Origin of the sequence: Streptomyces sp. NBC_00376, from assembly GCF_036077095.1 — a bacterium.
Lineage (GTDB): Bacteria > Actinomycetota > Actinomycetes > Streptomycetales > Streptomycetaceae > Streptomyces.
The window spans coordinates 6,484,471-6,495,551 of the sequence record NZ_CP107960.1; the positions used below are offsets into that span (position 1 = coordinate 6,484,471).

9 protein-coding genes and 1 pseudogene are annotated in these 11,081 nt (G+C 73.6%); 3 read left to right on the forward strand and 7 right to left on the reverse strand.

Annotated elements, in window-relative coordinates:
- Positions 1 to 27 precede the first annotated feature (27 nt).
- Both OG842_RS29265 and lgt read left to right on the forward strand, forming a co-directional pair.
- Positions 28 to 975 carry a DsbA family protein gene (locus OG842_RS29265; RefSeq protein WP_266736653.1) on the forward strand — a complete coding sequence of 316 codons (948 nt, stop codon included), beginning with the start codon at positions 28 to 30 and terminating at the stop codon, positions 973 to 975.
- A gap of 110 nt (positions 976 to 1,085) precedes the next feature.
- Positions 1,086 to 2,132 carry a prolipoprotein diacylglyceryl transferase gene (lgt, locus tag OG842_RS29270; protein ID WP_266736652.1) on the forward strand — a complete coding sequence of 349 codons (1,047 nt, stop codon included), beginning with the start codon at positions 1,086 to 1,088 and terminating at the stop codon, positions 2,130 to 2,132.
- 63 nt (positions 2,133 to 2,195) lie between these two features.
- Here the strand turns inward: lgt and OG842_RS29275 are convergent, their stop codons facing one another.
- From OG842_RS29275 to OG842_RS29305, 7 genes and pseudogenes are all read right to left on the reverse strand, one after another.
- Positions 2,196 to 3,002, reverse strand: a complete 807-nt coding sequence (locus tag OG842_RS29275) for an HpcH/HpaI aldolase/citrate lyase family protein (protein WP_266736651.1) — start codon at positions 3,000 to 3,002, stop codon at positions 2,196 to 2,198.
- Positions 2,999 to 4,198, reverse strand: a complete 1,200-nt coding sequence (locus OG842_RS29280) for a CaiB/BaiF CoA transferase family protein (protein ID WP_266736649.1) — start codon at positions 4,196 to 4,198, stop codon at positions 2,999 to 3,001. Before OG842_RS29280 ends, OG842_RS29275 begins: the two co-directional genes overlap by 4 nt.
- Entirely contained in the window at positions 4,195 to 5,079 is an 885-nt protein-coding gene (gene rbsK / locus OG842_RS29285; protein WP_266736647.1) for a ribokinase, read from the reverse strand. Before rbsK ends, OG842_RS29280 begins: the two co-directional genes overlap by 4 nt.
- Positions 5,076 to 6,449 (reverse strand): ADP-ribosylglycohydrolase family protein, encoded by a 1,374-nt coding sequence (locus tag OG842_RS29290; protein ID WP_266736646.1) that lies wholly within the window; start codon positions 6,447 to 6,449, stop codon positions 5,076 to 5,078. The genes rbsK and OG842_RS29290 overlap by 4 nt, the downstream gene beginning before the upstream one ends.
- Positions 6,446 to 7,633 carry an ADP-ribosylglycohydrolase family protein gene (locus tag OG842_RS29295; protein ID WP_266736644.1) on the reverse strand — a complete coding sequence of 396 codons (1,188 nt, stop codon included), beginning with the start codon at positions 7,631 to 7,633 and terminating at the stop codon, positions 6,446 to 6,448. The genes OG842_RS29290 and OG842_RS29295 overlap by 4 nt, the downstream gene beginning before the upstream one ends.
- Complete coding sequence (locus tag OG842_RS29300; RefSeq protein WP_266737357.1) at positions 7,575 to 8,771, reverse strand: ADP-ribosylglycohydrolase family protein; 1,197 nt, start codon at positions 8,769 to 8,771, stop codon at positions 7,575 to 7,577. Before OG842_RS29300 ends, OG842_RS29295 begins: the two co-directional genes overlap by 59 nt.
- 393 nt (positions 8,772 to 9,164) lie before the next feature.
- A pseudogene (locus tag OG842_RS29305) lies at positions 9,165 to 10,070 on the reverse strand (ADP-ribosylglycohydrolase family protein); the annotation flags it as partial.
- Between the two features lie 263 nt (positions 10,071 to 10,333).
- Here OG842_RS29305 and OG842_RS29310 point away from each other — a divergent pair.
- Positions 10,334 to 11,068, forward strand: a complete 735-nt coding sequence (locus OG842_RS29310) for a VIT1/CCC1 transporter family protein (RefSeq protein ID WP_266736642.1) — start codon at positions 10,334 to 10,336, stop codon at positions 11,066 to 11,068.
- The last annotated feature ends 13 nt before the right edge of the window (positions 11,069 to 11,081 follow it).

The window sequence follows — 11,081 nt, forward strand, 5'->3', positions numbered from 1 at the left end:
GTGCCTCCCCGGTTCGTTGCTGCGGGTGTGAGCGAGAAGAACGAAAAGGGAAAAAGGGCCGCGCGAGACCGGCTCGTACAGCAGCGTGAGCGCCAGCGGGTGAGCGAGCGCCGCAGGCGCACGCTGATCGTCACCAGCGCGGTGGTGGGCGTGCTGGCGCTGGCCGCCGTCGTCGGCGTGATCGCCGCGAATTCGGGCGGCAAGAGCGGCAAGGGCGAGGCTTCGGGCCCCGTGGTCGCACCGTCCGGCGCGACCGGGAAGGACAGCCTGGCCATCCAGGTCGGCGCGGACGGAGCCCCGTCCACGCTCACCGTCTGGGAGGATTTCCGCTGCCCGGTCTGCGCCCAGTTCGAGAACGCCTTCCGCGACACGATCCACCAGCTGGAGAACAGCGGACAGCTCAAGATCGAGTACCACCTGGCCACGATCATCGACGGCAATCTCGGCGGCAGCGGCTCGCTGCGGGCGGCCAACGCGGCGGCCTGCGCACAGGACGTGGGCAAGTTCCCCGCCTACCACGACGTGCTCTACCGCAACCAGCCGCAGGAGACCGTCGACGGCTTCAGCGACAACGACAAGCTGATCGAGCTCTCGGGGAAGGTCCCCGGGCTCGACACCCCCGATTTCCGCAGCTGTGTGAACGACGGCACGCACGACAGCTGGGTCAAGAAGTCCAACACGGCGTTCCAGAACGGCGGATTCGAGGGCACACCGACCGCGCTGCTCAACGGGGAATCGATCTTCCCGAAGAAGGGGAACGAGCCGATCACCGTGGAGAACCTGAAGAAGTGGGTGGCCGAGGCCAACAAGGGCAAGAAGCCGGCCGCTGTCACCCCTGCTCCCTCGGGGCCGGCCAAGGTCACCCCTGTTCCCTCGGGGCCGGCCAAGGCCACCCCCACTCCCTCGGGGCCGGCCAAGGCCACCCCCACTCCCTCGGGGCCGGCCGCCGCCACCCCCGCCCCGTCGGGTTCCTGACCGCTCCCCGGGCGGGGTCCGGCAAGGGGAATCGATGACCTGCCCGTTACCCAGAAGTTGTCGGGTGGGTTGCCGAACGCCCCACCCGGCAAGGTAGCGTCGACCTTGCCATGGACCTTGCCTATATTCCCAGCCCGTCGACCGGCGTGATCAATCTCGGCCCGATCCCGCTCCGCGGCTACGCGTTCTGCATCATCATCGGTGTCTTCGTCGCCGTCTGGTTCGGCAACAAGCGCTGGGTCGCCCGGGGAGGCAGATCCGGCACCGTTGCCGACATCGCCGTCTGGGCCGTGCCCTTCGGCCTGGTCGGCGGACGGCTCTACCACGTCATCACCGACTACCAGCTGTACTTCAGCGAGGGTGAGAACTGGGTCGACGCCTTCAAGATCTGGCAGGGCGGCCTCGGCATCTGGGGCGCGGTCGCGCTCGGTGCCGTGGGCGCCTGGATCGGCTGCCGTCGCCGCGGGATCCCGCTGCCCGCCTGGGCCGACGCGCTCGCCCCCGGCCTCGCCCTGGCCCAGGCCTGTGGCCGCTGGGGCAACTGGTTCAACCAGGAACTGTACGGCAAGGCGACCGATCTGCCGTGGGCGCTGAAGATCAGTGAGGGCCCCAACCGGGTCGCCGGCACCTACCACCCGACGTTCCTCTACGAGTCGCTGTGGTGCGTCGGTGCCGCCCTGCTGGTGATCTGGGCGGACCGCCGCTTCAAGCTCGGACACGGCCGGGTGTTCGCCCTGTACGTCGCCGCGTACTGCGCGGGGCGGGCCTGGATCGAGTACATGCGGGTCGACGAGGCCCACCACATCCTGGGCCTGCGCCTGAACGTGTGGACCGCGCTGATCGTCTTCGTGCTGGCCGTGGTGTACTTCGTGATCTCGGCGAAGCTGCGGCCGGGGCGCGAGGAGATCGTGGAGCCGGGTGCCGCGGAGGAGGCGGCCGAGGCCGCGGAAGCTGCGGAGGCGGCGAAGACCGGTGACGCCGAGGGCGTCGAGACCGCCGAGGCCGACGCGCATTCCGAGAGCGCCGAGGATTCCAAGGACGACGCGGCAGCCAAGAGCGACGCGACAGTCAAGAGCGACGTGGACTCCAAGACGGCCGAGGCCGCCGTCACGGCTCTGGAGAAGAACGACACCGCGGAAGCGGCCAAGAACGGCTGAGCCGTGTGAACCCGTTCGTGGGGCCCCGGACCGATCGCGGTCCGGGGCCCCACGCATGTGGTCTCACCCGTCGGCCAGCGCCAGCGTCCGGCGGGCCGAGGCCACCACCGCCGCGTCGACGAACCGGCCGTCCGGCAGCGCGAGCGCGCCCTCGTCCGCCACGGCCGCCGCCACGATCTCCGTCGCCGCCTCGATCTCCTGCGGCGTCGGGCGGAACGCCCGCTCGATCACCGCGAGCTGGCGGGGATGGATCGCCGCCCGGCCCAGAAAGCCCAGCGCCCGGCCGTGCGCGCAGGACGCCCACAGACCGTCCAGGTCCCGGACGTCCGGGAACACCGACTGGGCGGGCGGGGCGAGCCCGGCCGCGCGGGCGGCGACCACCACCCGGCTGCGCGACCAGTCGAGCCCGGCGTCGTCCCGAACCCCCAGATCGGCGCGCAGGTCCGCCTCGCCGAGGGCGATGGAACGTACCTGGGGGTGGGAGGCGGCCACCGAGTACGCGTGCTCGATGCCGAGCGCCGACTCCAGCAGCGGACAGAGCGCGACCCCCGGCGCCACGGCCGCGATGTGATGGACGGACGCCGCATGCGTGATCTTGGGCAGCCGGAGCTCGGCGAGCCCCGGCAGCCCGGCCAGGGCGAGCACGTCCGCCTCGGTGTGGACCCGGACGTGGACCGGCACGGCGGTGTCCCCGGCCGTTTCGGAGAGCAGCTCGATGGTGGCCGACAGCGCGTACTCCTTGCGGTCCGGCGCGACCGCGTCCTCCAGATCCACGATCACCACGTCCGCGCCCGAATCCCGCGCCTTGCGCACCACCTCCGGCCGGTCCCCGGGGACGTACAGCCAGGTGAGCGGGACCGCCGCCGTCACAGGACGCGCTCCGCCCGCAGCGCCGCGATCTCCGGGCCCGACAGGCCCAGTGCGGTGAGGATCTCCTCGGTGTCCGCGCCGTGCGGCCGGCCCGCCCAGCGGATCGCGCCCGGTGTCGCGGAGAGCCGGAACAGCACGTTCTGCATGCGCAGCGGGCCCAGCTCCGGGTCGTCGACCTCGGTGACGGAGTCCAGGGCCCGGTACTGCGGGTCCTCCATCACGTCCTGGACGTCGTGGATCGGCGCGATGGCCGCCTCCGCCTTCTCGAAGGCCGATACCGCCTCCTGACGGGTGTGCCGGGCGATCCAGTTGCCGACCGCCTCGTCGAGCTCGTCGGCGTGCTCGGCGCGGGTGGTGCCGGTGGCGAACCAGGGCTCGTCGATCAGTTCGGCCCGGCCGACCAGGCGCATCACCCGTTCGGCGATCGACTGCGCGGAGGTGGAGACCGCGACCCAGTGCCCGTCCGAGGTGCGGTAGGTGTTGCGCGGGGCGTTGTTGCGGGAGCGGTTGCCGGTGCGCGGCTGTACGTAGCCGAGCTGGTCGTACCAGATGGGCTGCGGGCCGAGCACGGTCAGGATCGGCTCGATGATCGCCATGTCGACGATCTGCCCCTGGCCGGTGCGCTCCCGTCCGGCGAGCGCGGCCATCACGGCGTACGCGGTGGCCAGCGCCGCGATCGAGTCGGCGAGCCCGAACGGCGGCAGCGTGGGCGGCCCGTCCGGCTCCCCGGTGATCGCGGCGAACCCGCTCATCGCCTCGGCCAGGGTGCCGAAGCCGGGGCGGTGCGCGTACGGGCCGAACTGTCCGAACCCGGTGACCCTGACCAGGACCAGCCGCGGGTTGACCGCGTGCAGCTCCGCCCAGCCCAGGCCCCAGCGCTCCAGCGTCCCCGGCCGGAAGTTCTCGATGATCACGTCGGTCTCGGCGGCCAGCCGGAGCAGGATGTCGCGGCCGCCGGGAGTGGACAGGTCGAGGGTCAGATTGCGCTTGTTGCGGCCGAGCAGCTTCCACCACAGGCCGACGCCGTCCTTCGTGGGGCCGTGCCCGCGCGAGGGATCGGGCCTGCGCGGATGCTCGACCTTGATCACCTCGGCGCCGAAGTCGCCGAGCATGGTGGCGGAGAGCGGACCGGCGAAGAGCGTGGCGAGGTCGACGACCCGCAGCCCGGTCAGGGGGGCCTGCGCCGGCGCGTTCACGCGGCGTCGATCTCGGTGCGGTACGGCATGGAGGTCGAGGCGCCCGGCCGCTGTACGCAGAGCGCGGCTGCCGCCGACGCCCAGGCCAGCGCCTGGGGCACGGGCCGCCGCTCGCCGAGCGCGACGGCGAGCGTGCCGACGAAGGTGTCGCCGGCCCCCGTGGTGTCGACGGCGGTGACCTCGGGCGCGGGGAGGACGACGGGTTCGCCGCCCCGGGCCGCGTACAAGCAGCCCTTCGAGCCCAGCGTGATGATGACCGCGGGCACCTGGCTGAGCAGGTGCCGCGCCGCCGCATGGGGGTCGGTGAAGCCGGAGAGCTCGGCCGCCTCGTGCTCATTGGGGATCAACAGGTCGACGCAGTCGAGGAGTTCGGACGGCAGCGGCTGTACGGGGGAGGGGGTGAGGATGGTCCGGACGCCCTGGGCGTGGGCCGCCCGGGCGCCCTCGATCACCGCGGACAGCGGCAGCTCCAGCTGGAGCAGCAGCAGATCGGCTTCGGCGATGGCGGCCATCTCGCCGGGGCCGATGGCGGTGACGGTGCCGTTGGCGCCGGGGATCACCACGATGGAGTTGGCGCCCGTGTCGTCCACGACGATGTGCGCGGTGCCGCTGGGGCCCTCGGCGGTGTGCAGCAGATCGGTGTCGATGCCCGCGTGCTCCAGGCCGGCCCGGAGCACGGCGCCGTACTCGTCGTCGCCCACCGCGCCGATCATCATCACCTCGCCGCCCGCGCGGGCGGCGGCGACGGCCTGGTTGGCGCCCTTGCCGCCCGGGACGGTGCGGAACTCCCGTCCGGTGACGGTCTCGCCGCGCTCCGGGGCCCGTTCGACGTATGCGACGAGGTCCATATTGGTGCTGCCTAGCACCGCGATGCCGGTCATGGGCACAGTGCCTCCTTGTGGGTGAGCCGGTGGGTCTGTTCGGCGAGTTCGTCGAAGCCGACGGCGTCGAAGCCGGGGACGGACGAGGCGAGCCGGTTCTTCAGCGGGGTGGTCCAGCGGTCGGGCAGCAGCGAAGGGGCCCCGGCCAGCAGCCCGGCGAGCGAACCGGCGGTCGCACCGTTGGAGTCGGTGTCCCAGCCGCCCGACACGGCCCGGCAGATGGAGAGCGAGAAGTCGCCGTCGGCATGGGTGAGCGCGGCGGCGAGCAGCGCGGCGTTGGGCAGCACATGGACCCAGTGGTACCTGCCGTACTCGGCGTGCAGCCGGTCGGCCACCGTGTCGAAGCAGGTGCTCCCGCGGGCCGCCGCGACACCGAAGCGCACCGCCTGCGCGAGCCGCGAACGCGGCGGTACGACGCGCAGCCCGGCGGCCAGGCACCCGTGCACGTCGCTCCCGCCCCCGGCCGCCTCGGCGAGCGCCGCGGCGGTGAACATCGCCCCGTACACCCCGTTGGCGGTGTGGCTGAGCACGGCGTCCCGATGGGCCTGCTCCGCCGCGGCCGCCGGGTCGCCCGGATGGGTCCAGCCGTGCACATCGGCCCGGATCTGTGCGCCGATCCACTCCCGGAACGGATTGCGGTACCCGGCGGTGTGCGGGGGTTCGATGCCGTCCAGCAGATTGCGGTACGCGACCCGCTCGGCGGTGAACGTCCGGCCGGCCGGGAGCTCGTCCAGCCAGAGCCTCGCGAGGTCCCCGGTGGTGAAGGACGGTCCGTACCGCTGGAGCAACAGCACCGTGAGCAAGGGGTAGTTGAGGTCGTCGTCCTCGGGCATGCCGTCGATGTTCTCGGCCAGCGAATTGGGTGCGGAGCGACGGTTCCAGGGGTAGGTGGCGGCCAGCGGGGCGGGCAGGTTCCGGGCGGTGAACCAGGTGGTGAGCGGCCAGTTGCCGGTGGCGCGGGCCAGGGCGCGGATGCCGTTCAGCGGCAGCTTCTCGACGGGCTTGCCGAGCAGGCAGCCGGCCGCCCGGCCCAGCCAGGCGGCGTGCAGCCGGTCCCGGCTCACCGGCGGAGCGTCGGTGCGGGGCGCCGGCCAGTCGGGGCACGCGGCCCGGATCGTGGCCAGGTCCGTCGGCTCTTCGATCTCCAACGGCGATTCCAGCAGGGCGAGTTCATCGAGCAGCCGCTCGGCGAGCACGCGCAGCTCCGGCGCCGGCGGGGTGGAGGCGCCCGCGCGCTCCGGGGCCGGGGCACCGCCCGCCTCGTACCACCGGCGTGCGATGTCCCGCGCGTCCCGCCCGTCCTCGGCCGCCTGGCGCAGTTCGTGCCCGACGAGGTCCTCGGGCTGCACCCATGTCACCCGTACGGTCATGGCGTGCCCGCCAGCGCGGCGAACGCCGACTCGTGCGCGCGACGCCGGGCGGTGTCCCGTACGAACACCTCCCGGGCGACGTCCGCCAGGGTCCGGGCGGGGGCGTGCAGATCGAGGCGGCTGGCCCCGGCGACCGTTTTCACCCAGTCGGCGGGGATCGCCCGCTCGCCGTGGAGCGCCCCGGCGACGGCGCCGCCCATCGTGGCGATCGAGTCGCAGTCCCGGCCGTAGTTGACCGAGCCGAGGACCGTGTGCCGGTAGTCACCGTCCGCGACGAGCAGCATTCCGAGCGCGACCGGCAGCTCCTCGATGGCGTGCAGCCGGGACGGGCGGCGGGCGCCGAGGGACGGGGCGCGGTAGTCGGGGCCGACCGTGTCGAAGGGGGCGACGGCGGTACGCAGCGGGGTCAGCGCCGACTCGAAGTCGCTGTGTCCGGCGGCCGCTTCGCACACCGCCTCGATCGCCGAGCGGGTGCCGTCCTTGGCGAGCGCGAGGCAGGTGTCGACGACGCTCGTGGGGGTCGCGCCCGGGGTGCAGGCGGCGGCGACGGCCGCGGCGAAGACCCCGGCCGCCTCCCTTCCGTAGCTCGACTGGTGGGCGCCGGCGACATCCAGCGCCTCGGCGTACGCGGCCTCCGGGTGGGCGGCGTTGACCAGGCCGACCGGGGCCATGTACATCGCCGCACCGCAGTTGACGATGTTGCCGTTGCCCGCCTCGCGCGGATCGACATGGCCGTAGTGCAGCCGGGCGACGATCCACTTCTCGGCGAGGAAGATCCGCTGGAGCGGCAGCGCCTCGGCCTCCAGCTCCGGGATCCAGCGAGGGCTGGAGATCAGCTCGGGCACGAGGTGACCGGCGACCGCGTAGGCATCGAGATGGTCGCGCACGGCGCCGTAGACCCGTACCAGCGCATGGGTCATCAAGGTGTCGTCGGTGACGTGCCCGTCGCCCTTGTGGTACGGGGCGATGGGGCGCGCGGTGCGCCAGTTCTCGCCGTCCCACGGGCCCACGACGCCGTCGATCCGCCCGCTGTGGCGGGCCACGATCTGCTCGGGGGACCGGCCCTCCACCGGACCGCCGAGCGCGTCGCCGACGGCGGCGCCGACGAGAGCGCCGGCGATCCGTTCATCGAGTGTGAGTGTCGTGGGTCCGGCCTCGGACAGCGTGGGCGTCGTGGATGTCATGTCCGAATTGTCCACCCGGGGGCTTCGGTTCCGCGTCTGCCAGCAGCCCGGCGAGTTCGATGAGATCGGTCCCCGCGAGACGGGGCAGCGCACAGCCCGCGAGGGTGCGGCAGGCCTCCCGCCAGCCGTCCGGGACGGCACCGATCCCGCCGAGCGCACCGGTCAGCGCGCCGGCCAGGGCGGGCGCCGAGTCGGCCACCCGGGACAGGCAGGCGGCGGCGGGAACGGCCTGGGCGATCTGGCCGCGGGCGGCGGTGGCCAGGGCGAGCGTGACCGGGACCGTCTCGGCGGCGGCGATCCCGTAGCTGTAGACGTGGTCGACGATCTGATGCTCCAGCACCGGGACCAGGGCGAAGGCGCCCGCCGCCTCGCCGACGAAGTCGCGGGCGATCCGGACGGCGTGGGCGGCGTTGCGGGCGATCTCGGTGCCTTCGGGGAGCTGGGCGAGCGCGGCGTTCACCGCGGTGTCCACGTCCGCCCCGCCCAGCGCCTCGGCGATCGCCGCGGCCATCGCGCGGGCACCGTGCACCCCGTCGCCGTCCTGGGTGTAGCGGGCGTCGAACTCGGCGAGGTCGGCGGCGGCCCTGGGGTCCGCGGGGTGGGCGACGGCGAGCACGGCGGCCCGTACGCAGGCCGCGTCGTCGAAGTAGTGCGGGTTGTCGTGGCCGGTGGCGGGCGGGCGCAGCCCGGCGGCGAGATTGCCGAGCCCGGCCCGTACCGAGATCCGGGCGCGCAGCGGGAGCACTGCGGATTCGACCTCGGGGGCACGGGCGGCGGCTGCGGCGACCTCGGCGGCCAGGGCGTTCCATGCGACATCGATGGCGGCCCGCATCCGGCGTTCGGGGGTGAGCCCGTGCAGTGGACCGGCCGCCGATGTGAGCAGGGTCCCGGCGGCGAAGGCCGCCCATTCGGCGTCGTCGGAGGGCCCCAGTCGCAGCGGTTCGGGCGGCTGGTTGAGCGCGATGGGGACGGGCAGCGTGGTGGTGGCGTTCTGCTCGGCGAAGGTGTCGAGCTCCCGGGTGAGCCGCCGGGTCCACTCGGGCATTCTGGCGGCCCGGTGCCGGGCGGCGGGCCATCCGGCGGCGTCCCCGGAGGCCAGCCCGAGCAACAGTCCCTCGATCCGGGCCCGGTGGGCGATCGCGGGACGGGTGCGGGTGCGGGTGCGGGTCGCGGGGGAGGCGGAGGAAGGGGAGACAGGAGCGGTGGAGGTGCGGGGGGTGTCGTGCGGGGGCGGTGCGCCGGCCGCCGTACGCGGATTCTCCTGGGGTTCGCCGGTGCCCGTACGCGCACGGGCATGGGCACGGTCCGGGCCCTCGTCGTCGGTGCCGCCGTCGCTCGCCCCGCCCGTCCCGCTCCCCCCGCGAACCTCGTCCGCCTCGTCCGGAGTGAGCAACTCCGCGATCTCCAGGACGTGGTGACCCCGCATCGTCGGCAGGCAGCTGCCCCGGACCGGGCCGATCGCGTCCCCCCAGCGCCGCGGAATCGCGGACGCCCCGTTCAGGGCGCCGGCCAGGGCCCCCGCCACCGCGGCCGTGGTGTCCGCGTCGCGGCCCATGTTGACCGCCGTCAGCACCGCCGTACGGAAGTCGCCGCGCGCCGCCGCGAACGCCCCGAAGGCCAGGCCCACCGCCTCGGGCGCCAGGTCCGTCCACGGGTAGCCGCCGACCACCACCGCGGAGCGCACCGCGCGCTCCATGGTGAGCCGGTCGGGGTAGCCGCGCTGCGCGGCCGCCACCGCGCGCCGCAGCGAACGCGCCGTCCAGGAGTCCATGGGGACGACCGACAGGGCGGCGGCGATCACCGAGGTGACCCCGGAACCCGTCATCGCGGCGGCCACCCCGGCCGCCACCGCCTGGCCGCCGTAGATGCCCTCCCCGTCATGGCTGACCCGCCCGTCCACCGCGACCAGCCGGGCCGCCTCGGCCGGCTGGCCGGCGGCGAAGACACCGAACGGTGCCGCTCTCATCGCCAGGCCGTCGCTCCAGGCGTGCCGGTGCTGGGCGGAGATCGGGGCGGCGAGCCCCCGGCGCAGATTCTCCAGCGTTCCGCGCTCGCTGAACCCGGCACCGCGGAACGGCCCCTCGTCGAGATCGGCGATCCACAGGTGCCAGGCCCGCTCCACATGGGTGACGGTCAACGCGGAACCGTGCCGGGCGAGCAGCAGCCCGGAGAAGATCGCGTACTCGGTGTCGTCGGTGCCCGCGGGGTCGTCGCTCACGAAGCCCTCGATCCGGCCCCAGCGGCGACGGATCTCCGAGGGCCGCAGGTTCTCCGCCGGTGCGCCCAGCGCGTCCCCGACCGCGAGACCGAGCAGCGAGCCGCGGGCCCGGTCGGCCAGGCCGCCCCGAGCCACCGCGCCCGGCCCCGCGCCGTCCGGCACCGCCGCTTCCGTGCCGCCGGTCCGCGGCTCCGCCGGATTTCCTGCGATCAACTCCATCGCGTCGACCCTCCGCTCGCACCGAGCCAGTTCTCGTCCTGCTCGATATCTGCCACGCGGAGCCCCGACAGAGGCCGACAATCGCAACAAAAGGGCCAGTCGGATGAAGAGTCAGAACCACTAAGCCAGGCCGTACTTACCTGCTCACGGAGCGTGGTAAGTACGGCCTGCCTTGCTGGCGGGAGCCGTTTTTCGTGCGTACTTTCGATGGTGTTGAGCGGGGGCGGAGCGAGGAAGACCCGCTGCCGGAGAAGGGGAGAGCTGTGTCCATCATCGAGACCGACGCCGTACTGCACGAGGCGCACCGGGACAACCACACCCACCGTGATGTGAACGGCGGCTGGCTGCGTCCGGCGGTGTTCGGTGCCATGGACGGGCTGGTCTCCAACCTCGCGCTGATGACCGGCGTCGCGGGTGGTGCCGTCTCCCAGCAGACGATCGTGATCACCGGCCTGGCGGGCCTGGCCGCCGGCGCGTTCTCCATGGCGGCCGGCGAGTACACCTCCGTGGCCTCGCAGCGCGAGCTCGTCGAGGCCGAACTCGACGTCGAGCGGCGGGAGTTGCGCAAGCACCCCAAGGACGAGGAGCGGGAGCTCGCCGAGCTCTACCAGTCCCGTGGCGTCGAGCCCGCGCTCGCCCGCGAGGTCGCGCGGCAGCTGTCGCGCGACCCGGAGCAGGCCCTGGAGATACATGCCCGCGAGGAGCTGGGCATCGACCCGGGCGATCTGCCCTCGCCGCTCGTCGCCGCGGTGTCGTCGTTCGGCGCCTTCGCGCTGGGCGCCCTGCTGCCCGTACTGCCGTACCTGCTCGGCGCGAGCGCGCTGTGGCCGGCCGTGCTGCTCGCGCTGGTCGGGCTGTTCGCCTGCGGCGCGGTGGTGGCCAGGGTGACTGCGCGCAGCTGGCTGTACAGCGGGCTGCGCCAGCTGGTGCTGGGCGGGGCCGCGGCGGCCATCACCTACGGTCTGGGCACGCTCTTCGGGGTGGCCGTCGGGGGCTGATCCCGTCCGAGGG

Coding starts and splice junctions, on each gene's coding strand:
- lgt (WP_266736652.1), top strand. CDS start 1,086: ATGGACCTTGCCTATATTCCCAGCCCGTCGACCGGCGTGATCAATCTC.
- rbsK (WP_266736647.1), bottom strand. CDS start 5,079: ATGACCGGCATCGCGGTGCTAGGCAGCACCAATATGGACCTCGTCGCA.
- OG842_RS29290 (WP_266736646.1), bottom strand. CDS start 6,449: ATGACCGTACGGGTGACATGGGTGCAGCCCGAGGACCTCGTCGGGCAC.
- OG842_RS29295 (WP_266736644.1), bottom strand. CDS start 7,633: ATGACATCCACGACGCCCACGCTGTCCGAGGCCGGACCCACGACACTC.